The following is a 22,840-nucleotide window of genomic DNA, read 5'->3' on the forward strand; positions in this document are numbered from 1 at the left end:
CGCATGTCGCCACGCCGAACTAAACTTCACGGTCATGAGTTCTCCCAGCGCAACCCTCACCGTGTGGGCAGCGTCATGGCTCGCCGGCGACGCTGCGCCGGACGACGTCATCGACGCCCTTGCCGCGTGGGCACCGATGCACCTGATCGGCGCCGCCGATGCGGAAACCGCGGTCCGCCACGATCTCGAATGGCCGGGAGTCACGGCTTCCGGTGTGCCCACCCTGCTCAGAATCGCACGCTCGGAGGCTGCCGAGGTCCGCCTGGTCCTTCCTACGGCCGGTGATGTACGTGGTCTGCCCACCGGGACCGAGTTCGCGCGCGCTGCGATCGCAACGGGTGAAGGGTTACAGATCGGCGCCGTCGGCAAGCCGGGAGTCGGACTCGTGCCGTCGAAGGAAGGCCCGGACGTCCTGCGATGGACGGTCTTCTCCATTCCCACTGTGGCGGGCAGCGCCGAATCGATCGGACTCCGCGAAGCCGAATACGAACTGCGCCAAGCTGTTCGGGACGCAGCCGAGGTGCTCGGCGGGCTTCCGACCGTAGCCACCGGAATGCCTGGAAACGACGCTCGCACGCTGGTCGCCGAAGCCCTGCAGGCACAGGCCGGACATCGCTGGCCGTCGACACTGTCACCTCGGCATTTGCAGGTGATCGACACCGCCGACAACGTGGCAGCCATTCTCACCGTGGCTGCGTCGGTATCGACCAATCAGGCCCCGAGCGTGTCTACTGCGCAGAGGCGTGACGACCTGCTGCGACGACTGTGGGACGTTGTTCGCACTGCCCGTGTCGCGTCGGCGAACAGCGTGTCGATCAGAGCTTGAGCACGAAGTTCCGGCGTTTCTCGGCAAACCCGTTGCGGTCACCGAACATGTCGATCTTCATCTCTTCGAGCTCACGCTCCTCGTAGGGCTCCACCGGATCACGTTCCAGTCGAAGACGTTTGCACTCCAGCATCGATTCCAGCCGATCTCCTTCGAGCAAGTCGGTGGCGACCTCGCGCAACCACGCCTCGAACAGATCCGGCCGCCTGGGGCCGATCGCGTCGACAAGTCCGATGTCCAAGGCTCGACGGATGCCGATCGCACTGCACTCGGCCAGCAGACTGCGGGCCTGCTGCTCGCCGACCCGAGCCGGAAGTGTGTACGTGTGCAGTTCCGAGCCGAACAGGCCCATCGTGGCGTAATGAGGATTGAGAACCACACCGTCCCTGGCCACGACTACGTCGGCTCCAAGCGGGAGCATGACCCCGCCGGCACCGGCGTTGCCTGTGAATGCCGCCACCACAACCTGTTCCGTACAGGTGACGATCGCTTTCGCGATCTCGTTGATGGCTTTGATGTTGGCCCACGCTTCTCCGGCTTGATCCGACGCGGCCTCGATGACGTTGAGGTGGATACCGTTGCTGAATCTGTCGTAGTCACCCGTCAGGACAAGGATCTTGGTGTCCTGCGCGATCGCCCAGCGGAGCCTGGAGGTCAGTCGCGCGCATTGCTTCGTACTCATCGCACCGTTGTAGAAGCGGAACGAGAGATATCCGATTTCGCCGTCGCGGTGATAGTCGGTCTCGGGGTAACGACTCTCCCAGACCTGTGGAACGAACACGTCCGGACGTACGACCGCGGTCGACGGAAGTTTGACATTGCCGGCGCCGACGAGCCGCGCATGTCCGATCCAAACGGAGCCCGCACCGGTGGCAACACGTATTGCCTGGTGGAAGTACTCGACGATGGTGCCGGGCGCTGCATCGACGTGGGTATCGAGGTGAGCGTCGTAGACGTAGACCCGGTCGAGCCCCAACTGAACGGCGACGCCGGGAAACCCGTCGGCGGCGTTGACGGCGCGGACGATGCTCGACGCGTCTTGCTCCCAGCTGAAAACGCGATCGGCCTGTTTCATGCTGGGCCTCGATCGGGTCGAAGCCACGGGCCGCGCAACTAGGTCCGATGGGATCGCCTGGAAGTCAGGAGTCCGGAAATGTTCGACGACCTCCGTAATGCACTCCATCGCCGCGTCGGTGACTTCCTCGTTGTATACCGAGGATTTGGTTGCCCCGTTCCGGAGTTCGAACGTCCGCCAGGCCCACACCGGCCCGGCGTCGAGTTCCTCAGCGGCCTGCAATGCCGTAACACCCCAGATCGGTTCGCCATCCGTTATCGCCCAGTCCAGCGACGACGGCCCGCGATCTCCGGGCGGGCCGGGATGGATGATGATCGTTGTCCACCGCTGCCAAACAGATTCCGGGACATAGGCTTTCAAGAACGGGCAGATGACGAGGTCAAAATCTCCCGAAGAAGTCGCGGCCAGCACTGCGTCCGCGTCGGCGACGACGGCTGTACGGACTTGGTGTCCCGCCTCGCGAAGAACAAGACCGGCCCGCTGCGAGAGACCGTTGTCGGAGGTGACGAGAAGAAGCACGCTCAACGGTGGCGCGGAAGTCGTACGTGGGCGTGAGCGCCGGAACAGCGCCGCCGTCGCCGCTCGCAGACGGCCCCTGCCCGATACACCTTCACGTAGCTTCGCCGTTGCTCCATCGCTGGAAATAGCCACAGAAGTCGTGAGCGCGGCCGATTTGGGCATCGGTCGCACTTCGGGGGTCGAAACCATGAATTCCTGCTCGCATGCTCGGGTATCTGCAGCGCAGACCAGACTCCCCCCAGAGCAGGACCGACGCACCGATAGATTGATTGAGGTATTTAGGGACTTTATACCTACCGTCGGTTTGTTTCAATAGCTATTTTCAAGCAAACCGTTTGATCGATCAACCCACAGACTTGTGATTGATCGCGATATGGCGGTCGATGCGAATATGTTCATCCAGCGTCGGGTAGCGCAAACCGGTGTCCTGGCTGTACCCCTGACGGCGCAACCAATCCAGGACGTCGCCCCAGAACCAGATCCCCCCGGCAACCGAGTTGTACGGAATCGGGAAAGGCGTAGCCGCCTGCCGGACCCCTCGCACCCACTGCCCGACAGCTTGCCGCGTCACCCCCGCACGGTCGGCAATGTCCTGACGTGACACCAGATCGGGATGTGTCCGCTGGGGACGCACGCCTGCAGCCACCAACTGGTCCACCACGGTGATAGCCGTTGTCGCCGCTCGCATACCTTCCGAGGTGAGCGTCAGCAGCTGCAGCCCGCGTCGGTCCTCGACCCTTCCGCCCAAGCTCTCTTCGATCGCCTGCTCTTGCGAGACTGTCAGCATCTGAACGATGAATGTGAATTCGTAACGGTGATAGAGGTCTTCGGCCACGCAATGAACATAGCCGTAAGCTGCACTGTTTCCACATGGACACACCCGGGTCCCGCCCCCGCACGCACAATGGGCAGATGATCGACGTGGACGACAGCCAGTTCGAGGACATGGTCAAGCGGGCGCTCGACAGCCTGCCACCGAAATTGGGTGCGGAGATGGCCAATGTCGCAGTGACCGTTCAACTCGAAGGTGGACGACCGGGGCTACTCGGGCTGTATCAGGGCATCCCACTGACCAAGAGAACCACCACGTACGCCGGCGTCCTTCCCGATCGCATCACGATCTACCGCAGGGCCATCTGTGCGATCTGCAGCACCGAAGACGAGGTGATCGAGCAAGTTCGCCGAACCGTGATCCACGAAATCGGCCACCACTTCGGGATCGGAGATCCCCGGTTGCGTGAACTCGGATGGTGACAACCGACTCATCTACAAGTCGGAAATCAGCTAGAGGTTGATAATCGGCGAATTGTCATGTCAGCTGTACCAAGCCCGCAACAATTGAACACTTACAGGAGTTCGCATGGTCAATTTGATCCAGATCGCCCCGAAGAATGCCCCGACGTTCGCGATGAGCCGACAGAAGGCCGCAGAACTGCTGGGCATCTCGGTCGACAGCGTCGCGTTTCTCCTCAAGTCTCGCTATCTCCCGGATCTGGACGCCGGTCGGTTGATCAAGATGGCCAACCAGCCCTGGTTGTACTCGGACGGCGACTTTCCCGTCCTTCAGCAGGGCGCATCCGAACTTGCCCCCAAGAAGATGCTGCCCGCACGTAAGTACATCGGCGAGAGCGCAATTCACTCCGATGCCGAATGCGTGGAGGCCAACCAGGGGCAGTGGGCGGGATTCAACGTCGACCACGTTCTCGGCGCCCGCTTCCTGCCTGTGACGCTGCGCAAGTTTCCGGTGTCGGTGCTGCAGATCCATGACGTCAACGACGACGACGAAGAACGCGTCTCGTTTGTCGCGACCCTCGCCGGGCGAGTCCGCGAACTGGGCGCGCCCGAACTCAACTACATAGACCCGTCACTGAGCCCCGAGGATCGACAGATCGTCGAGACGCTCCTCACCTCGCGCAGCACGTCCACCGTTCCCGGGCCCTGCGGAAAGCTCAAGCATCCGAACACCTGAGCGCCGGACCGTCAGCGGGGACGCTGAACGGCCGCGCAGCAATTGAGCGCACACGAGAGACCGTTGGTGGTCGAGCCGAGCAGCGGCTCGACCCCCAGTCGCAGTGGCTGCTCGGCCTCGGCCAGTTCCCGAACGAGCGTGGGCACCAGCTGCGCGAAACGCTGATCGCGGCCGGGCGTTGCTGCCCGAACGAAATCCATCCCGAGTTCGGCTGCCTTGTCCTTGGCCTCGGTGTCCAGGTCCCACACCACTTCGAGGTGATCGGAGACGAAACCGACGGGGCATACGATCACGGCGCGAACATCCTTGGCGGACAACGTATCCAGGTGATCACAGATGTCGGGGTCCAGCCACGGAACCTGCGGCGGGCCTGATCGCGACTGCCACACCAGATCGAAATCCTCGACGCCGACGGCCTCGGCAACCAACTTCGCGGCCTCGGCGACCTGTCGACTGTAGAGGTTTCCGCCCTCTGCCGGCGGCCCTGCATTGCGGTCTGCGGCACTCGGTACCGAATGCGCGGTGAACACCAGGCGCGCAGTATCGCGAGTCGCTTCGGGTAACTCTGCGCGGGCCGCACGCACACCGTCGGCGAACGCGCCGACGACCAGCGGATGGTCGTAGTACTGGCGAAGTTTTGTCAGCGTCGGTGCGCCGTCACCGACCGCCTCACGGGCACGGGCGATGTCCTCGTGGTACTGCCGACATCCGGAGTAACCACCCCACGCCGACGTGGCGAACACGGCGGCGTTGCGGACACCGTCCTCGCGCATCTTGGCAACGGTGTCTTCGACCATCGGGTGCCAGTTGCGGTTGCCGAAGTACACGGGCAAATCCACGCCGGCTGCTGCCAGCTCACCTTCGACCCGTTCGATCAGGTCTCGGTTGAGCGCGTTGATGGGCGAAACTCCACCGAAATGCATGTAGTGCTCGACGACAGCGTCGAGCCGCTCCGGTGGCACTCCCCTACCGCGCGTGACGTTTTCGAGGAACGGCCGTACGTCTTCGGGTTTTTCGGGACCGCCGAACGACAAAACGAGAAGAGCATCGAACTGCATGTCCATACTTACGGTCATGAGTTCAATCTTGCGCGATGCCGTTCGGCGGGAGTCACCCGGGTACTCACCTGCGTAGTAGAAGGGGTGCTACTAGCCGACCATCGCGTGGAAGCCGCCGTCGACGTAGATGATCGACGCGGTCGTGCCGGGCAACCAATCCGAGAGAACGGTGCAGACCGTTTTGGCGACCGGCTCGCGATCGTCGACGTCCCAGCCGATGGGCGCAGCACCGTCCCATGCGGTGTTCAGCTTGTCCAACTCCGCGCCCGGACCGGTGCTGTCACCGGCAATGGCCTTGGCGGCCAAGGTCTTGATCGGGCCGGAGGACACCAGGTTCGAGCGGATGCCGCGGACGCCGACCTCTTTGGCCACGTACCGATTGACGGCCTCGAGGGTCGCCTTGGAGACACCCATCCAGTTGTAGAAGGGCATTGCGCGTGCCGGATCGAAGTCCATACCGACGATGGACGCGTTGTCGTTGAGCACCGGCAGCAAGGCCTTGGCCAGTGCGCTGTACGAGTAGGCGGACACCTCGAGTGCGACCGCCACGTCTTCCCACGGCGCGTCCATGAACGGGCTTCCCAGGCAGGAGCGGGGAGCGAAGCCGATCGAGTGGACGACGCCGTCGATACCCTCGGGAGCCAGCTCGCGCACACGCTCGGCGAGAGATGCGAGATCCTCCGAGCTCTGGACGTTGAGCGAGATTGCCGGCGGCACGGGCTGCGGCAGTCGCTGGGCGATGCGGTCGATGAGGCGCAGACGATCGAATCCGGTGATCAGTACCTTCGCGCCCTGCTCCTGCGCGACCTTGGCCACGTGGAACGCGATCGACGAATCGGTGATGATGCCGGTGACAAGAATGGTCTTACCCTCGAGCAAGCCGCCCATGAGATGTCCTCCTGATTTCAGACGTACGAGAAAGGTGTGTGTGCGAAAAGCGGGTCAGTGCCCCATGCCGAGTCCACCGTCGACGGGGATGACCGCACCCGAGACGTAGGCCGAATCGTCGGAGGCGAGGAAACTGACAACTGCTGCAACATCTTCCGGCTTTCCGGTCCGCTGCAACGGGATGAACTCGGTGGCCTTGTCCTTGACGTCGTCGCCCAGTGCTGCCGTCATGTCGGTCTCGATGAACCCTGGTGCGACGACGTTGGCGGTGATCGAACGTGAGCCGAGTTCCCTTGTCAGGGAACGAGCGATACCGACGATGCCTGCTTTGGACGCGGCGTAGTTGACCTGGCCGGCTTGTCCTGCCAGACCCACCACAGAGCCGAGGAAGATGAACCGTCCGAAACGCGCGCGCAGCATCGAACGGGTCGCACGCTTCGAGAGGCGGAACGTACCGGTGAGGTTCGCGTCGACGACGCTCGTGAACTGCTCTTCGCTCATTCGCATGATCAGTGTGTCGTCGGTGACGCCGGCATTGGCGACGATGACCTCGACCGGCCCCTGGTGCGCTTCGACCTCTTTGAATGCACGGTCGATCGACTCGGTGTCGGTGACGTCGCACACGACGCCGAACAACCCTTCGGGGACACCGGAACCGCGGTGCGTGACGGCTACCTTGTGGCCGTCTGCGGCGAGCCGCTGAGCGACGGCCAAGCCGATTCCGCGGTTACCGCCGGTGACGAGCACCGAGCGCGGTGTGGTGACGGTCCGTTCGGAAACCACTGTCGTGGGAGGGGTAGACATGGCGATCAACCTATCAATTCTCTGCGGGCCGCGTACCAGCGGTATTTGGACAATTCGGAACTGCTCTCGATCAGGGCAGACGCTGCCTGCGTACCAGGGCAATCGTCAGACCAGCGGTCGCGAACACGACGCCGAGAACCAACCACGGTCGACTCGCATCGCCTCGTGTCGTCTCGAAACCGATCTGCTCTTCGAGCGTGTCGTACACCTGGCGCAGTTCTTCGAGGCTCGATGCCGTGAAGAAACTTCCGCCGGAAAGGTTGGCGATCTCCTTCAATGACGCGTCGTCGACCGGGACGGGGATTCGGTCTCCTTCGATCTCGACTCGCCCGTATGTCGTTCCGAAGGAAATGGTCGAGATCGGAACGCCCTTGTCCTTGGCCTGACGGGCAGCGGTGAATCCGCCCCGCGGATCGTCCGAGTTCTCGGGAACGGTCTGCTTACCGTCGGACAGCAACACGATGCGCGCCGGTGGCGCCTGATCGCTGCCGCCGAGAACAGCCGACAGCGTGTCGATCGACTGCAACGAGGTGAAGATCGCTTCGCCCGTCGCCGTTCGCTCACTGAGCTTGAGGTTGTCGATGGCGACCTTCGTCGCGTCACGATTCGTGGTGGGCGACACCAGAACCGAAGCCGTTCCGGCAAATGCGACCAACCCGAGGTTGATGCCGGGAGTCAGACCGTCGGCGAACGACTTCGCAGCTTCCTGCGCTGCTGCCAATCGCGTCGGCTCGACGTCGGTGGCCTGCATCGACAGCGACACGTCGATCACGAGGATCACCGTGGCGCGGTTTCGCGGGACCTTCTTGTCTGCCGTCGGACCGGCAAGGGCGACGGTGAAGAACACCAATGCGATGACCATCAGAATCGCCGGAATATGACGCCACCGCCCGGGCCGCGAAGGCGCGACCTTCTCCAACAGTGCGAAGTTCGTGAACCGAAGTGTGTGCTTGGCTCGCTGCTTCTGCACGAGTACGTAACCGACCACCAACGCGGCGATGACAGCGAGGAACAGCAGCCACCACGGTGCGGTGAATTGAGAAAGACTCACGAACGAACGCCCCCAGTTCCGGCGCCGGCACCATAACTGTGTCGGCGTGCCGAGATGAATCTCACGACGTCGGCGATCCAGTCCCGATCGGTGTGCAGGGACATGAGCGGTGCGCCGCAACGACGTAGAGCTTGCCTGACCTCGACGCGGTGCTCGGCGGCGACTCTGGCGAAGTCGGCGCGCAATTGCGGCGTCGTGGTGAATTCTCTGGTCCGGCCGGACTCGGGATCGTGGAGCACCACGTCGCCCACGTCGGGCAGTTCGAGGTCTCGCGGATCGACCACTTCGACACCGAGCACGTCGTGCCGTCCTGAAATGGCGCGCAGCGAGCGTTCCCAGTCGATCGGTCCGAGGAAGTCACTGATGACCACCGCCAGTCCGCGCCGACGCTGTGGGCGTCTGAGCGCTTCGATCGCGCCGACCAGATCACCGCGTACCCCGTCCGGCGCGTGCGGAGTCGTCGCGATCTTGCGGAGCATCGCCTGTGCGTGAATTCGCCCACCGCGGGCCGGAATTCGAGTTGTCTGTGCGCCGGTCGAGATGATGGCGCCGACGCGGTTACCGCCCGAACTGGTCAGGTGAGTGATCGCCGCGGCTGCGGCGACGACCAGGTCGCGCTTCTCGCATCCGGCGGTCCCGAAGTCGAGACTTGCGGACAAGTCGATGACGAGCCACGTCTCGAGCTCACGATCTGCGACCGACTGACGCACGTGTGGGTGCGTCGTCCGTGCGGTGACGGACCAGTCCATCTGCCGCACGTCGTCGCCCGGCTGGTACTCGCGGGCATCTCCCGGCTCCGAACCCGGACCGGGAATCAGGCCGAGATGATCGCCGTGCAGCACACCGTCCAGGCGGCGGCGAACCGTCAGCTCGAGGGTGCGCAGCGCAGCGGTGAGTTTCGGGTCGCTGAGCTCGCCGGATCGGAACGACGGCGGAGAACCGGTGGATCCGGCGGGTGTCGCCTGGCCACCGTCGCGGCCTTCGGTCACTGCGGGCGACTCATCGTCTCAGCGGTCGCGATCGGCGCGCCGTTGCCCTGCGGATTAGCTGTGCCCTGTGGGTTAGCTGTGCCCGGTGCGTTGAACTGCGGTGCTTGTGGTGCGCCCTGCTGGGGCGGACCGGGAACGGTGGGGACCGGCCGCGCGGCGATCTGCGGCAGTCCGACGGTCTGCAGCACCCGGGCGATGACGGCGTCGGGAGTCACCTCGTCGGCCATGGCGTCGTAGGAAAGAACGAGACGGTGACGCAACACGTCCGGGATCACCTCGATGACGTCCTGCGGCACTACGTAGTCGCGCCCGCGGACGAGAGCGAGGGCCCGCGACGCGGCGATGATGCCGAGCGTCGCGCGGGGTGAGGCGCCGTACGCGATCCAGCCTGCGACGTCCTCGAGTCCGACTTCACGCGGAGTACGCGTAGCGGCGATGACCCGGACAACGTAATCGACGAGCGCGTGGTGAACGAAGACGTTGCTGGCGACGCGTTGGAGCCTGACCAACTCCTCCGGACCGAGGATCTGGTGCGGCTCCGGCGCTGCCACGCCCATCCGGTAGACGATTTCGCGTTCTTCCTCCACTGTCGGGTAATCGACGAGGATCTTGAACAGGAAGCGGTCGCGCTGCGCTTCGGGGAGCGGGTAGACGCCCTCGTTCTCGATGGGGTTCTGCGTCGCCATCACCAGGAACGGATCGGGCATGTGGTACCGCTTGCCACCGATCGAGACGTGGCGTTCTGCCATCACCTCGAGGAGCGCGGACTGCACCTTGGCCGGGGCACGGTTGATCTCGTCGGCCAACACGAAGTTGGCGACGACGGGGCCGAGTTCGGTGTCGAACTCCTCGCGGCCCTGACGGTAGATGCGCGTGCCGATCAGGTCGGTGGGCACCAGGTCCGGGGTGAACTGGACGCGGGAGAACGAACCGCCGACGACCTTCGCGAAAGTCTCGACGGCCAGCGTCTTGGCGACACCGGGTACGCCTTCGAGGAGGACGTGCCCCTTGGCGAGAAGTCCGACGAGAATGCGCTCGACAAGCCGGTCCTGCCCGACGATGACTCGCTTGACCTCGTAAATCGCTCGTTCCAAGGTCTGAACGTCGGCTGCCAGGGAAGGTGCTGCTCCGTCCGCACTTCCACTCGCCTTGCTTACGTCGACCGTTCCGACCGAATCTTCACGTGAGGTCACCAAGAATCCATCGCTTTCACCTAGAAAAGTACCGACAGTAACGTGTTCCCCGTCAACTATTCCAGGTAGTTGCGCTCGATGCCGTAACACCACGTCGGGAACTTGATACTTCCCTGACAATGCGGGTGTCAGCGGCATTTCCTCTGACGGTCAGGACACCAGTCGGACGGCGTACGGCGTCATTCCGCCCCACCGAACCGGTGAGACCATGACACTCGAACCGGATTGTGGTGCCTCGAGCATCTGACCGTTACCGAGGTAGAGCGCCACGTGTTGGCTGGCGTTGGGGCCGTAGAAGATCATGTCGCCGCGCTTCATCTCCGAAGACGGAACCTGAGTGCCTGCGGTGTACTGGTAGCCGGTGTAGTGCGGCAGCGAGATCCCGATGCCGGCAAAGGCATAAATCATCAAGCCGGAGCAGTCGAACCCGACCTTGTTGAAGTCGCCGTAACTGTCAGCGACGCCGCCGTCACGGATGCCTCGCGTCGGTCCGTTCTCGTCGCCGCCGCCCCAGGCATACTGCACGCCTAGCTGAGACATTCCGCGGTCGATGACGGATTCGATTGCAGCGCTTCCGGTAACGGAAGGCTTCGGAGTGGTGGGTTTCGGCGTCGTCGGCTTCGGGGTGGTGGGCTTGGGCGTCGTGACCGTTTCCTCGTCGGTGCCGGTCTCTTCGTCCGTGCCTGTTTCCTCGTCCGTCCCTGTTTCTTCGTCAGTCCAGGTGTCGTCGTCGTCCGGGATGACGGTCGGAGTCGGGTCTTCGACCGCGGTGTGCGGACGCTGGGCCGCTGCCAGTGCGGCAGCTCGATCCTTGGCTGCCTGGTCGGCTGCGGCACGGGCGGCGGCCTGAGCGGCCGCTTCCTTGGCCGCGGCTTCGAGAGCCTTCTGATGAGCTTCCTCGGCACGGCGCTGTTCGTCCCAGGTCGCGTATGCCTGGCGTTGACCCTGCAAGCCGGCGACGGCGTTGCGGGCGGCGTCGAGCTGAGCCTGGGCAGAGTTGCGCTCGGCTTCGATCGCGGCCTTCTTGGCTACCTGCTGATCGAGAGCGTTGCGCGCGATCTGAATCGCCTGCTCCGCCAGATCCTTCAGCTGCGCGGCGACCTCGGCGGCGGCATCGGCCTGCTGCTTGGCCTGGCGGGTCGCGGAATCCTTGTTCGCCTGCTCGGTACGTGCTCGCTGGAGACCGTCGAGCACTGCACTCTGCGTATTGGCGAGAAGCTTGAGGACCTGCGCGCGGTCGAGAACGTCGCCAGGACCCTTGGCGTCGAGGAACGACGAGATCGACGCAGTATTGGTGCCCTTGACGTAGCTCGAGCGTGCGTACTTGTCGAAGTCCGTCTGAGCGACCTCGATCTGCGCCGACGCGTCCTTCAGAGCTTGTTTCGTGACTCCGACGGCCTGCGCTGCGGAGTCTGCGGCGCCGCGAGCGTTCTGCAGATCCACGAGAGTCTTGTTGACGTCTTCACGCTTGATCGCAACTTCGTTGTCGAGTGCCGACAACTGTTCGTTTGCCGATGCGACTTGATTGATGAGCGCGCTGACGGTGCCGACGCTCGACGAGACCTGCGAATCTGCCGCGGCGATATCCGAGTCACTCGGATTCGGCGGCGGTGGCGGTACGGCCGAGGACATGGCCGGCGTCCCGACGATCAGGGATCCGACGACGCCGAATCCGATGACCAGTTGCGCCAGGCGCATCGATTTACGGGAAGGACCACGACGGGACTCGCCGCCACGTGTTACTTGCCTCACAAATAACTCTCCCTCGCGTGTAACGCCACGGCCCGCTGGGTCGCCGATCCGTGCGGGGAGGGAATGCGCAGACCAAGCACCGGTCGGCCACAGCCCGAGAGCTGCTCGTCGACCTGGACGTGCCGTACGAACGCCACCGTCGACACCTCGAGAACGAGGCAACCGACAAGTACGCGTCGAACAACATCAGCCTGTCTGCGACACTTCTTCCCCAAAAAGTGCCAGTTGTACCGTACGACACTCAAGCGCTCTTTGGAAACTTTAGCCACAAATAACACAAACGGTATTTGAGCTGGTCGAATGGCATGCAGGCACCAAAAAGGGCAGGTACTCACCGCAAACAGCGGTGAGTACCTGTTTTCGACGAGTTACTGAAAATCTCGCAAGAGGACCAAGGTCAGACGGAATCGGCCCGGTGGTCGGATGGTGCTGGTGTTTCCGAAGTCGAGGCGATATGTCTGGTTTGCGCGTTTTCTGGCTCTCGCCGCCACTTGACGGCAAAGGTAATTCCGGCAATAACCGCCACCACTGCGATGACAAGGACCGTGTAAAGCGTCCACGGCGGACCTGGCGCCACGATCTCGTGCGAGAAGCGGTCCGCGGTCACGCTTGCGCTTTCGCCGAAAGATCGGTCCTGTGCAGTTTCGAGCTGCACTCGACTGATCGAATCGCTGTAGCTACCCATCCAGTCAGGGCTCAGAACGAGAACCGTTCCGCCTTCTGTTTTGCCGACCGTCGTGGCCAGGTCTCGAAGATCGGACGGCCGGCCCGGATTTGCGTCGACTACTACGACGCTCAAGTCGACACCACGTTCACGAGCGTCGGTCACCACCGCGGTCAGCCCCGCAACATCATCCGCGGGGGCGGAGACGCCGTCCGTCGAAATGTCCGCGAGCACGTCGTCGAGATCGACGTCCGACGGAACAGCGACGTGCAACGGGGACTTCACGTGCACAGGCGCAAAAGCGTGATTTGTAGGAGCAGACATCTCTCATCCGGGTGCTGTTCGGATTCCGTCCACCGCTGAGATGCGGGGAGTTCTTCCGAGGTCGTTTTTCGGCGGCCGACCCGCGACGGGCCTGCATGCACCCTACTTCAGGTCGACTGCCACCAGGCGTCACACACAACCGCCGCGCGTGCCGCCCGAGCGGTAGCTGTGGGTGCGGTCACCCAGCCAAGCCTGCGTTGCGCAGGCCCGCAGTCTGCATGAAGATTGTTTCGGTCAACTTGCCCTGAATTCTCACAGGACAAGCGTACTGTTAGACTTGGACCAAGAGGTACCACCGGTCAGGACAGGTTCTACTGCAGCTCCGATGTTCGGACAGTTCTCACGCGAACTGTGCGATTGGCGTGAGCTACGGAGGATCTTCCCGGCCGAAGTACCTCGCTTCAGCTGCCGACACAGCCCCGTCGGTAGCGACCCTCATAGACGAGTGGAGCAGACGTGAGCACCAGTATCGATTCATTCGGAGCCAAGGGAACCCTCGAGGTCGGTGAGAACTCTTACGAGATCTTCCGCCTCTCGGCCGTCCCCGGCACCGAGAAATTGCCCTATTCCTTGAAGGTTCTCGCCGAGAACCTTCTCCGCACCGAAGACGGCGCCAACATCACCGCGGATCACATCCGCGCGATCGCAAGCTGGGATCCCTCAGCCGAGCCGAGCATCGAAATCCAGTTCACGCCTGCCCGCGTGATCATGCAGGACTTCACCGGCGTTCCTTGCATCGTCGACCTCGCCACCATGCGTGAGGCCGTCACCACCCTCGGCGGCGACCCGAACAAGGTCAACCCGCTCTCCCCCGCCGACATGGTCATCGACCACTCGGTCATCCTCGACGTCTTCGGCCAGGCCGACGCACTCGAGCGCAACGTCGACCTCGAATACGAGCGCAACGGCGAGCGTTACCAGTTCCTCCGTTGGGGCCAGGGCGCATTCGACGACTTCAAGGTCGTCCCCCCGGGAATGGGCATCGTTCACCAGGTCAACATCGAGTACCTGGCACCCACCGTCATGTCGCGTAACGGACAGGCATACCCCGACACCTGTGTCGGCACCGACTCGCACACCACGATGGTCAACGGCCTCGGCGTGCTCGGCTGGGGCGTCGGCGGCATCGAGGCCGAGGCAGCAATGCTCGGCCAGCCCGTCTCCATGCTGATCCCCCGCGTCGTCGGCTTCAAGCTCTCCGGTGAGATCAAGCCCGGCGTCACCGCAACCGACGTCGTGCTCACCGCCACCGAGATGCTCCGTAAGCACGGCGTCGTCGGCAAGTTCGTCGAGTTCTACGGCAACGGTGTTGCCGAGGTTCCGCTCGCGAACCGCGCGACGCTGGGCAACATGAGCCCCGAATTCGGTTCCACCGCAGCGATCTTCCCGATCGACGCCGAGACCATCGAATACCTGCGCCTCACCGGCCGCAGCGACGAGCAGCTCGCTCTCGTCGAGGCGTACGCCAAGGAACAGGGCCTGTGGCACAACCCCGACAAGGAACCCGTCTTCTCGGAGTACATCGAGCTGGATCTGGGAAGCGTTGTTCCCTCGATCGCCGGCCCGAAGCGCCCGCAGGACCGAATCCTGTTGTCGGAGTCCAAGACTGCGTTCCGCAAGGACATCCACAACTACGTGGAAGAGAACCACCCGACCGAGCACACCCAGCTCGACGAGGCCGTCGAAGAGTCCTTCCCGGCTTCCGATCCCGCGGTTCTGTCGTTTGCCGACGACGGAGCGGTCGACGTTCTCTCTGCTGCCAACGGTGCAGAAGGCCGTCCGAGCAAGCCGGTCGTCGTCAAGTCCGACGCCGGTGAGTTCGTTCTCGACCACGGCGCCGTCGTCGTTGCAGGTATCACCTCCTGCACCAACACGTCCAACCCGTCGGTCATGCTCGGCGCTGCACTGCTCGCACGCAACGCCGTCGAAAAGGGCCTCGCCACCAAGCCGTGGGTCAAGACCAACATGGCTCCCGGTTCGCAGGTCGTCACCGACTACTACGAGAAGGCCGGCCTGTGGCCGTACCTCGAGAAGCTCGGTTACTACCTCGGTGGTTACGGCTGCACCACGTGCATCGGTAACACCGGACCGCTGCCCGAGGCAGTCTCGAAGGCGATCAACGACAACGACCTCTCGGTCACCGCGGTGCTCTCGGGTAACCGTAACTTCGAGGGACGTATCTCCCCCGACGTCAAGATGAACTACCTGGCTTCCCCGCCGCTCGTGATTGCCTACGGCCTCGCCGGAACCATGGACTTCGACTTCGAGACCGATTCGCTCGGTAACGACACCGACGGAAACCCCGTCTACCTCAAGGACATCTGGCCGTCCACGCAGGAAATCGAAGAGACCATCAAGTCCTCGATCGACCAGGACATGTTCCGCAAGTCGTACGCAACCATCTTTGCGGGCGACAGCCGCTGGCAGAACCTCGAAACCCCGAAGGGTGACACCTTCGAGTGGGACGAGAACTCCACCTACGTGCGGAAGCCACCTTACTTCGACGGCATGACGATGGATCCGGCTCCGGTCAAGGACATCAAGGGCGCTCGCGTCCTCGCACTGCTCGGCGACTCGGTCACCACCGACCACATCAGCCCGGCAGGTCCGATCAAGGTCGGTACCCCCGCTGCGCAGTACCTCGACTCCCATGGCGTCGAGCGTGCGGATTACAACTCGCTCGGCTCGCGTCGCGGTAACCACGAGGTCATGATTCGCGGAACGTTCGCGAACATCCGTCTGCGCAACCAGCTCCTCGACGACGTCTCGGGTGGTTACACCCGCGACTTCACGCAGGAAGGCGCACCGCAGGCATTCATCTACGACGCGTCGCAGAACTACCAGGCAGCCGGCATCCCGCTGGTCGTCCTGGGCGGCAAGGAGTACGGCTCCGGATCCTCGCGTGACTGGGCAGCCAAGGGCACGAGCCTGCTCGGCGTCAAGGCCGTCATCACCGAGTCGTTCGAGCGCATCCACCGCTCCAACCTGATCGGCATGGGCGTTGTCCCGCTGCAGTTCCCGGTCGGCGAGTCCGCAGGTTCGCTCAAGCTCGACGGCACCGAGACCTTCGACATCGAAGGTGTCGAGAAGCTCAACGAGGGCGTCACCCCGAAGACCATGAAGGTCACGGCGACGCGCGAGAACGGCGAGAAGGTCGTGTTCGACGCAGTCGTACGCATCGATACCCCCGGCGAAGCGGATTACTACCGCAACGGCGGCATCCTGCAGTACGTGCTTCGCAACATGATCCGCGGCTAGTAGGCACTACGTGCCTGTGAGCACTTTCGGCCCCTGACGGGTCACAAAGCGCTCACGACCACTTTCGCCGGAAGGCGAACCAGGTTTCATCGGTGGTCGTGAGCGCTTTGTGCACTGAGTCGACATTCAGCGCCTACGGCCGAAAGTGTTCACAGGCAACCCGACAAAGGAGGGATGCCCGTGCCCAAGGTCAGTGAAGACCATCTCGCGGCACGGCGCAGTCAGATCCTTGACGGCGCCCGCCGCTGCTTTGCGGAATACGGCTACGACGGCGCCACAGTTCGCCGTCTCGAAGAAGTCACCGGTTTGTCCCGCGGAGCGATCTTCCATCACTTCAAGGACAAGGACGGCCTGTTCCTCGCTCTCGCAAGCGAGGATGCGAGCCGGATGGCAGATGTCGTCGCCGAAGAGGGCCTCGTCCAGGTCATGCGGGACATGCTCGCGCAGCCCGACCAATTCGATTGGCTGGGAACGCGACTGGAGATAGCGCGTCGACTGCGCAACGACGCCGATTTCCGCGAGAAGTGGTCACAGCGCTCCGTAGAACTGACGGAAGCGACCAGTGCGCGTCTCGCCAGACAGAAATCGGCAGGCAGACTCCGTGACGACGTCCCCACCGAAATTCTGATCGGATACCTGGATCTGGTGATGGACGGCCTGGTCGCGAGAATCGCCTCCGGCCACGGCGTCGACAACCTGTCAGCGGTTCTCGATCTGGTCGAGGAATCGGTGCGGCGGAGAGATTGAGGGGCTTCGCCCCTGTGCGCCTTTTTGGTAGTTCCCACTACCAAAAAGGCGCACAGGGGGTTAGGCGAGCTGGATCAGCTCGAGGTACTCCTGCGACCAGTGGTCCTCGTTGCCGTCGGGCAGGAGGATGACTCGCTCAGGGTTGAGGGCCTCGGCAGCACCCGGATCGTGGGTGACCAGGACGACGGCACCGGTGTAGCTGCGGAGCGCATCGAGCACCTGCTCGCGCGAGATCGGGTCCAGGTTGTTGGTGGGCTCGTCGAGAAGCAGAACGTTGGCAGCCGAAGACACCAGACCGGCCAGAGCCAAACGCGTCTTCTCACCACCCGAGAGCGTTCCGGCCGGCTGTTCGAGCTGCGGGCCGGTGAACATGAAGGCACCGAGCAGCGAACGCAGTTCCTGCTCCCCTGTGTCCGGCGCGGCGTGGCGGATGTTCTCCCACACGGACGCGTCGTCGTCGAGGGTGTCGTGCTCCTGAGCGAAGTAGCCGACCTTGAGTCCGTGACCGGCGATCAGCTCACCAGCGTCCGCCTTCTCCGCGCCCGCGAGGATGCGGAGCAGCGTGGTCTTACCTGCACCGTTCAGTCCGAGGATAACCACACGAGACCCACGATCGATCGCGAGATCGACCCCGGTGAAGATCTCGAGCGAGCCGTACACCTTGGTGAGGTTCTTGCCCATCAGCGGAGTCTTGCCACAAGCGGCGGGTTCGGGGAAACGAATCCGCGCAACCTTGTCCGAGACACGTTCGGCATCGAGGTTCGCCATCAACTTGTCGGCTCGCTTGGCCATGTTCTGAGCCGCGACGGCCTTGGTTGCCTTTGCGCCCATCTTGGCGGCCTGAATCCGCAGCGCACCGGCCTTCTTCTCGGCATTGGCGCGCTCACGGCGACGACGCTGCTCGTCCGTGGCACGAGCGTCGAGGTACTTCTTCCAGTTCATGTTGTAGACGTCGGCCTCACCGCGGACGGCATCGAGGAACCACACGCGGTTGACGACGTCGTTGAGCAGGTCGACGTCGTGGCTGATGACCACCAGTCCACCCTCGTGGTTCTGGAGGAAGCCACGCAGCCAGGTGATGGAGTCGGCGTCGAGGTGGTTGGTGGGCTCGTCGAGCAGCAGAGTCGTGTCCGAGCGGGCACCGCTGCCGTCGGAGGCGGCGAAGAGGATGCGCGCCAATTCGACGCGACGACGCTGACCGCCGGACAGCGTGCTGAGCGGCTGCCCGAGAATACGGTCTTCGAGACCGAGGCTGCTGGTGATGCGTGCAGCTTCACTCTCGGCTTCGTATCCGCCGAGGGCCGAGAACCGATCCTCGAGCTGACCGTACTTCTTGACCGCGCGGTCCTGCGATTCCTGATCGAGCACCTCGCCCATCAGAATCTGCTGCTTCTCCATCTCGCGGAGCATCGTGTCGAGGCCACGTGCGGAGAGAACCCGGTCCTTGGCGAGGACGCTCAGGTCGCCCTCTTTGGGGTCCTGCGGGAGGTATCCGAGTTCACCGGTACGTACGACGCTTCCGGCATATGCCTCACCTTCGCCGGCGAGGATGCGCAGTGTGGTCGTCTTTCCGGCTCCGTTACGTCCGACGAGTCCGATCCGGTCGCCCGGCTGGATGCGCAACGAAGGCCCGGGAGCCGTGAGAAGGGTGCGGACACCGGCACGAACTTCGAGGTCAGTGGCGGTAATCAAGCAAACTCCTCAGGAAAAACGACGAATACGGGTAAACAATGCCTGACTACAGACACAAGAACTATCGATTTTACCGTGACCTGACGGTCGTTCCGACCAGCAGCGTGTGAGTCCGCTAACGTTCGGGACATGACTAGCGAAAACAGCACTCGTCCTCGCGACCTCGAAGGCCGTGCCGCCATCGTCACCGGCGCAAGTCGCGGAATCGGCAAAGCTGTCGCCGCCGGACTCCTCGCTCGCGGTGCCGACGTCTTGATCACAGCCCGCAAGCCGGAGCCCCTCGAGGCCGCCGCATCCGAGCTGTCCGCTCTGGGGCACGGCGGAAAGATCGTCGCATTCGCGGGCAACGCAGCCGATGCCGAAGCCCGCTCCGGTGCCGTCGACCGCGCCGTGTCCGAATTCGGTTCACTCGACATTCTGGTCAACAACACCGGAATCAACCCCGTCTTCGGTTCGCTCATGGAAGCGGACCTCGACGCCGTGCGCAAGATCTTCGACGTGAATGTGGTTGCCGCCCTCGGTTACGTCCAGCAAGCACATCGGGCATGGATGGGCGAACACGGTGGAGCCGTCGTGAACCTGGCAAGTGTGGCCGGGATCCGGTCGACGGGCGTCATCGCGGCGTACGGCGCGTCGAAGGCTGCGCTCATCCGCCTGACGGAAGAACTGGCCTGGCAACTGGGACCGAGGATTCGTGTCAACGCCGTAGCTCCCGGGATCGTCAAGACGCAGTTCGCGGCAGCCCTGGTCGCTGCCGGCGAGGACAAGGCGTCGGCGGGCTACCCGATGAAGCGGCTCGGCACCCCCGAGGACGTTGCCGGTCTGGTCGGCTTCCTCGTCTCCGACGCGGCGGCGTGGATCACGGGCGAAACGGTCCGGGTCGACGGCGGTCTGCTCGCAACGGGATCGATGTAGTGCGCCGGTCGTGAGCACAGACAACTCTTCCGCCGACGTGGTGATCGTCGGTGGCGGCCCGGCCGGGCGGGCACTCGCCACCCGCTGTATCGCCCGGCAACTCACCGTCGTCGTTGTCGATCCGCATCCCCATCGGGTGTGGACGCCGACCTATTCGGCGTGGGCTGACGAGCTGCCGTCGTGGCTGCCCGTCGATGTGATCGCAAGCCGGATCGAACGCCCGAGCGTGTGGACCCGCAGACAGAAAACGCTTGATCGCACCTATTGCGTATTGAATACATCTTTCCTGCAATCATTTCTCTCGGGCACATCCGTACAGTTCAGAGCCTTGTGTGCTCAAACACTGTCCCCTACCGCAGTCCTGTGCGTGGACGGATCGCAGCTGAGGGGATCCGTCGTCATCGACGCCCGAGGCACCGATCTGACGGTGACAACCGCCCAGCAGTCCGCCTTCGGAGTGATCGTCGACCGCGCTCTGGCCGATCCGATTCTTGGTGGTGGCGAAGCCTGGTTCATGGACTGGCGAACAGACAACGGCGCCTCCGACGCCGACGCCCCGTCGTTCCTCTATGCGGTCCCACTCGATGAAGAGCGAGTTCTCCTCGAGGAGACCTGCCTCGTCGGCCGGCCGGCGTTGGGGCTCCGCGAACTCGAAGCGCGTCTGCGCACCCGACTTCACAATCGGGGCTGCGAAGTCCCCGACGACGCACCGGTCGAGCGAGTCCGTTTTGCGGTCGAAGGCCCGAAGGAGTCGTTCCCCGACGGTGTCCTCCGGTTCGGCGGGCGAGGCGGTCTGATGCATCCGGGAACCGGATACAGCGTTGCCTCGTCACTCGCCGAGGCAGACGCTGTCGCCAAAGCAATCGCCGACGGTGGAGATCCCAACGCGGCGCTCTGGCCGCGGTCGGCCAAGGCGGTCTCTGCCCTTCGCCGCGTTGGCCTGAACGCACTTCTCACCCTCGACTCGGGAGAGGTCGCGACATTCTTCGACACGTTCTTCGATCTACCGGTCGAGGCTCAGCGGTCCTACCTGTCCGATCGGCGGGACGCGTCCGCGACGGCGAAGGTGATGGCAACCCTGTTCCGATCGTCACCGTGGCACGTCCGAAAGACGTTGATGCGCGCGCCGTTTCTGAGGTGAGCACTCTGGACCGACTACTGCGCTCCCATCGAGCCGGCGATCATCGGCCACGAATTGTGAAGGTCGTCCTGCCAGTAACCCCACGAGTGGGTTCCGGTCGGCTTGAAGTCGAAGGTCGCGGGGATGCCCAGGGCATTGAGTCGGTCCGCCAAGCCATGTGTGCACCCGTTTACCGCGGATTCGATGATGCCTCCGACGATGATCTGATTCAGGAGCGCACCGGGATTTCCGTTCACATCTGGTGCCTGAAGGTTGTCGTGCGGACCGGGCAGCCCGGATCCGGTGGAGACGTACAGTGCGGTCCCCCGCAACTTCTCCGCGTTCACGACCGGATCGTTCTCGCGCCACCCCGGACCGTCGAACGGTCCCCACATGTTTGTCGGATCAGCGCCACCCCGCGCGCCGACCACCAACCGCACATAGTCCTGACCCGGCTGGGTGGAAGTCTCCGCGCACCCGCTGTAGGCCCCGACACTCCGATAAAGCCCTGGTGCCGAGATCGCGAGATTGAGTACCGACGTCGCCGTCATCGAAATCGCCGCGATGGAATTGACCCCGTTGGTACCGAACTGCGCATCGATGACGGGCGGCAGTTCGCGAGTGAGGAACGTCTGCCACTTGTTGCGCCCGAGTACGGGATCGTCTTTCTGCCAGTCGGTGTAGTAGCTGAACGCTCCTTCCAGCGGCGTCACGACGTTGACGTTCTTGTCGGCGAAGAAATCCAGGACATCGGTCCGTCCTTCCCACGTTGCACTGTCCTCGCCACCACCGGCGCCGTTGAGCAGATACAACGTGGGCCGTGGGGCGCTCGTGTCGGCGGGGAGGATCACCTCGAGTGGAATGTCGCGGCCCATCGCATCGGAGTGGACGCTGATGGTTACGGTGCGTGCCGGATCTGCGTTCGCGGGCAAAGGCGCAAACAGCAGTGGAACCAGTGAAATCGCCAGCGCCGCGGTGACGCGTCGACGGTAGGTTCGGATTCTCATCGGAGCGTCCCCCCAGGTGTGCGAGTCGGGTTCTCGAAGCGGATACCCGCTCGATACGCCCCGAACCGACCCATCCACACGCAACGGTTCGGGATCAACCGTGATCGTTTGCCTCGCGCAAACGGCCGGCGGCGACCATCATGGGAGGCATGCGCTCGATTTGGAAAGGCTCGATAGCCTTCGGTCTGGTCAACGTCCCGGTCAAGGTGTACTCGGCGACCGAGGACCACGACATCCGATTTCACCAGGTCCATGCAAAAGACGGTGGCCGCATCAAGTACAACCGTGTGTGTTCCGAGTGCGGAAACACGGTTCAGTTCGCGGACATCGACAAGGCGTACGACTCGGAAGACGGATCGCGCGTCATCTTGAGCGACGAGGACTTCAACAAACTCCCGGCCGCGGAGAAGCACGAGATTCCGGTGCTGGAATTCGTGCCGAACGATCAGATCGATCCGATCTTGTTCGAGAAGAGTTACTTCCTCGAACCGGATTCGGCGTCGCCGAAGGCATACGTCCTGCTTTCGACTGTACTCACCGAGAGTGATCGAACAGCACTGGTGCATTTCACTCTGCGACAGAAGACGCGCCTGGCCGCGATGCGCGCTCGCGACGGCGTCCTGGTGATCCAGACGTTGCTGTGGCCCGACGAAGTTCGCGCAGCAGAGTTCCCTTCCCTCGACGACGCGGAGAAGCCGAAGGCGAAGGAACTGAAGATGGCGCAGACGCTGGTCGAGAGCATGGCGGGCGATTTCGATCCGACCGAGTTCACCGACGACTACCAGCTCCAACTGAGGCAGTTGCTCGACGAGATGATCGAGAACGGCGGCAAGAAGGTCATCCCGGCCGCCGAGGTCGACCAAGAGGGCACCGACGCAGAGGTGGTCGACCTGGTTGCCGCACTGCAGCGCAGTGTGGACGAAGCGAAGTCGAACGCCTCCAAGGCCGGCTCGTCGAAGTCGACCACACCGAGGAAGAAACGAGCCTGA

The 22,840-nt window shown here is 63.4% G+C and carries 20 protein-coding genes; 8 read left to right on the forward strand and 12 right to left on the reverse strand.

Annotation, left to right across the window (positions count from 1 at the left end; all coding sequences use genetic code 11):
- The first annotated feature begins 34 nt into the window (after nt 1-34).
- Complete coding sequence (locus tag ATN38_RS31135; protein WP_030536389.1) at nt 35-826, forward strand: hypothetical protein; 792 nt, start codon at nt 35-37, stop codon at nt 824-826.
- On the opposite strand, the gene ATN38_RS31140 is transcribed toward ATN38_RS31135, so the two are convergent.
- Complete coding sequence (locus tag ATN38_RS31140; protein ID WP_070162291.1) at nt 816-2,609, reverse strand: enoyl-CoA hydratase-related protein; 1,794 nt, start codon at nt 2,607-2,609, stop codon at nt 816-818. The two genes, ATN38_RS31135 and ATN38_RS31140, sit on opposite strands and share 11 nt — an antisense overlap.
- 154 nt (nt 2,610-2,763) lie before the next feature.
- Nucleotides 2,764-3,255: a hypothetical protein gene (locus ATN38_RS31145; RefSeq protein ID WP_030536391.1), complete on the reverse strand. Its 492-nt coding sequence runs from the start codon at nt 3,253-3,255 to the stop codon at nt 2,764-2,766.
- 77 nt (nt 3,256-3,332) lie between these two features.
- Between ATN38_RS31145 and ATN38_RS31150 the strand changes: the two genes are divergently transcribed.
- Together ATN38_RS31150 and ATN38_RS31155 are read left to right on the forward strand one after the other, a co-directional pair.
- On the forward strand, nt 3,333-3,674 hold the full coding sequence (locus tag ATN38_RS31150) for a metallopeptidase family protein (RefSeq protein ID WP_003944783.1): 342 nt from the start codon (nt 3,333-3,335) through the stop codon (nt 3,672-3,674).
- Between the two features lie 106 nt (nt 3,675-3,780).
- On the forward strand, nt 3,781-4,389 hold the full coding sequence (locus ATN38_RS31155; RefSeq protein WP_007727873.1) for a transcriptional regulator: 609 nt from the start codon (nt 3,781-3,783) through the stop codon (nt 4,387-4,389).
- An 11-nt stretch (nt 4,390-4,400) separates the two neighbouring features.
- Here the strand turns inward: ATN38_RS31155 and ATN38_RS31160 are convergent, their stop codons facing one another.
- The 8 genes from ATN38_RS31160 to ATN38_RS31195 all read right to left on the reverse strand — a co-directional run bounded on the left by ATN38_RS31160 (nt 4,401) and on the right by ATN38_RS31195 (nt 13,112).
- A complete protein-coding gene (locus ATN38_RS31160) occupies nt 4,401-5,453 on the reverse strand; it encodes a ferrochelatase (RefSeq protein ID WP_218749375.1) in 1,053 nt (350 codons plus the stop codon).
- Nucleotides 5,454-5,537: 84 nt separating this feature from the next.
- Nucleotides 5,538-6,335, reverse strand: coding sequence for an NADH-dependent enoyl-ACP reductase InhA (inhA, locus tag ATN38_RS31165; protein ID WP_003944803.1), 798 nt, complete (start codon nt 6,333-6,335; stop codon nt 5,538-5,540).
- Nucleotides 6,336-6,389: 54 nt separating this feature from the next.
- The gene (gene fabG1 / locus ATN38_RS31170) at nt 6,390-7,139 is read right to left on the reverse strand and encodes a 3-oxoacyl-ACP reductase FabG1 (RefSeq protein ID WP_007727875.1); all 750 of its coding nucleotides are present in this window, start codon (nt 7,137-7,139) and stop codon (nt 6,390-6,392) included.
- A 70-nt stretch (nt 7,140-7,209) separates the two neighbouring features.
- Nucleotides 7,210-8,190 carry a VWA domain-containing protein gene (locus tag ATN38_RS31175; RefSeq protein ID WP_003944878.1) on the reverse strand — a complete coding sequence of 327 codons (981 nt, stop codon included), beginning with the start codon at nt 8,188-8,190 and terminating at the stop codon, nt 7,210-7,212.
- Nucleotides 8,187-9,179: a DUF58 domain-containing protein gene (locus ATN38_RS31180; protein ID WP_003944991.1), complete on the reverse strand. Its 993-nt coding sequence runs from the start codon at nt 9,177-9,179 to the stop codon at nt 8,187-8,189. Before ATN38_RS31180 ends, ATN38_RS31175 begins: the two co-directional genes overlap by 4 nt.
- On the reverse strand, nt 9,176-10,372 hold the full coding sequence (locus ATN38_RS31185) for a MoxR family ATPase (RefSeq protein ID WP_003944917.1): 1,197 nt from the start codon (nt 10,370-10,372) through the stop codon (nt 9,176-9,178). The genes ATN38_RS31180 and ATN38_RS31185 overlap by 4 nt, the downstream gene beginning before the upstream one ends.
- A gap of 150 nt (nt 10,373-10,522) precedes the next feature.
- On the reverse strand, nt 10,523-12,070 hold the full coding sequence (locus tag ATN38_RS31190) for an NlpC/P60 family protein (RefSeq protein WP_003944866.1): 1,548 nt from the start codon (nt 12,068-12,070) through the stop codon (nt 10,523-10,525).
- A gap of 451 nt (nt 12,071-12,521) precedes the next feature.
- On the reverse strand, nt 12,522-13,112 hold the full coding sequence (locus tag ATN38_RS31195; protein WP_021332993.1) for a DUF6676 family protein: 591 nt from the start codon (nt 13,110-13,112) through the stop codon (nt 12,522-12,524).
- A 456-nt stretch (nt 13,113-13,568) separates the two neighbouring features.
- On the opposite strand from ATN38_RS31195, the gene acnA reads away from it, so the two are divergent.
- Together acnA and ATN38_RS31205 are read left to right on the forward strand one after the other, a co-directional pair.
- A complete protein-coding gene (gene acnA / locus ATN38_RS31200; protein WP_050656500.1) occupies nt 13,569-16,370 on the forward strand; it encodes an aconitate hydratase AcnA in 2,802 nt (933 codons plus the stop codon).
- A 180-nt stretch (nt 16,371-16,550) separates the two neighbouring features.
- Nucleotides 16,551-17,117 (forward strand): TetR/AcrR family transcriptional regulator, encoded by a 567-nt coding sequence (locus ATN38_RS31205; RefSeq protein ID WP_003944970.1) that lies wholly within the window; start codon nt 16,551-16,553, stop codon nt 17,115-17,117.
- Nucleotides 17,118-17,177: 60 nt separating this feature from the next.
- On the opposite strand, the gene ATN38_RS31210 is transcribed toward ATN38_RS31205, so the two are convergent.
- Nucleotides 17,178-18,809, reverse strand: coding sequence for an ABC-F family ATP-binding cassette domain-containing protein (locus tag ATN38_RS31210; RefSeq protein ID WP_003944932.1), 1,632 nt, complete (start codon nt 18,807-18,809; stop codon nt 17,178-17,180).
- 129 nt (nt 18,810-18,938) lie between these two features.
- On the opposite strand from ATN38_RS31210, the gene ATN38_RS31215 reads away from it, so the two are divergent.
- Entirely contained in the window at nt 18,939-19,724 is a 786-nt protein-coding gene (locus ATN38_RS31215; protein ID WP_218749334.1) for an SDR family oxidoreductase, read from the forward strand.
- A gap of 10 nt (nt 19,725-19,734) precedes the next feature.
- Nucleotides 19,735-20,865, forward strand: coding sequence for a lycopene cyclase family protein (locus ATN38_RS31220; protein ID WP_218749335.1), 1,131 nt, complete (start codon nt 19,735-19,737; stop codon nt 20,863-20,865).
- A 14-nt stretch (nt 20,866-20,879) separates the two neighbouring features.
- Here ATN38_RS31220 and ATN38_RS31225 read toward each other — a convergent pair whose 3' ends face one another.
- The gene (locus ATN38_RS31225; RefSeq protein ID WP_218749336.1) at nt 20,880-21,851 is read right to left on the reverse strand and encodes an alpha/beta hydrolase family protein; all 972 of its coding nucleotides are present in this window, start codon (nt 21,849-21,851) and stop codon (nt 20,880-20,882) included.
- 140 nt (nt 21,852-21,991) lie between these two features.
- Here ATN38_RS31225 and ATN38_RS31230 point away from each other — a divergent pair, with 140 nt between their 5' ends.
- Nucleotides 21,992-22,840 (forward strand): Ku protein, encoded by an 849-nt coding sequence (locus ATN38_RS31230; RefSeq protein WP_039972871.1) that lies wholly within the window; start codon nt 21,992-21,994, stop codon nt 22,838-22,840.

It is taken from the genome of Rhodococcus sp. FH8, assembly GCF_019266085.1.
Taxonomy (GTDB): domain Bacteria; phylum Actinomycetota; class Actinomycetes; order Mycobacteriales; family Mycobacteriaceae; genus Rhodococcus_F; species Rhodococcus_F qingshengii.

Bases quoted from the DNA above. Each gene is read 5' to 3' on its own strand.
- inhA (WP_003944803.1), bottom strand. From the start codon at position 6,335: ATGGGCGGCTTGCTCGAGGGTAAGACCATTCTTGTCACCGGCATCATC.
- ATN38_RS31150 (WP_003944783.1), top strand. From the start codon at position 3,333: ATGATCGACGTGGACGACAGCCAGTTCGAGGACATGGTCAAGCGGGCG.
- ATN38_RS31215 (WP_218749334.1), top strand. From the start codon at position 18,939: ATGACTAGCGAAAACAGCACTCGTCCTCGCGACCTCGAAGGCCGTGCC.
- ATN38_RS31225 (WP_218749336.1), bottom strand. From the start codon at position 21,851: ATGAGAATCCGAACCTACCGTCGACGCGTCACCGCGGCGCTGGCGATT.
- ATN38_RS31190 (WP_003944866.1), bottom strand. From the start codon at position 12,070: ATGCGCCTGGCGCAACTGGTCATCGGATTCGGCGTCGTCGGATCCCTG.
- ATN38_RS31230 (WP_039972871.1), top strand. From the start codon at position 21,992: ATGGGAGGCATGCGCTCGATTTGGAAAGGCTCGATAGCCTTCGGTCTG.
- ATN38_RS31160 (WP_218749375.1), bottom strand. From the start codon at position 5,453: ATGGACATGCAGTTCGATGCTCTTCTCGTTTTGTCGTTCGGCGGTCCC.
- ATN38_RS31135 (WP_030536389.1), top strand. From the start codon at position 35: ATGAGTTCTCCCAGCGCAACCCTCACCGTGTGGGCAGCGTCATGGCTC.
- ATN38_RS31195 (WP_021332993.1), bottom strand. From the start codon at position 13,112: ATGTCTGCTCCTACAAATCACGCTTTTGCGCCTGTGCACGTGAAGTCC.
- ATN38_RS31140 (WP_070162291.1), bottom strand. From the start codon at position 2,609: ATGGTTTCGACCCCCGAAGTGCGACCGATGCCCAAATCGGCCGCGCTC.
- fabG1 (WP_007727875.1), bottom strand. From the start codon at position 7,139: ATGTCTACCCCTCCCACGACAGTGGTTTCCGAACGGACCGTCACCACA.
- ATN38_RS31155 (WP_007727873.1), top strand. From the start codon at position 3,781: ATGGTCAATTTGATCCAGATCGCCCCGAAGAATGCCCCGACGTTCGCG.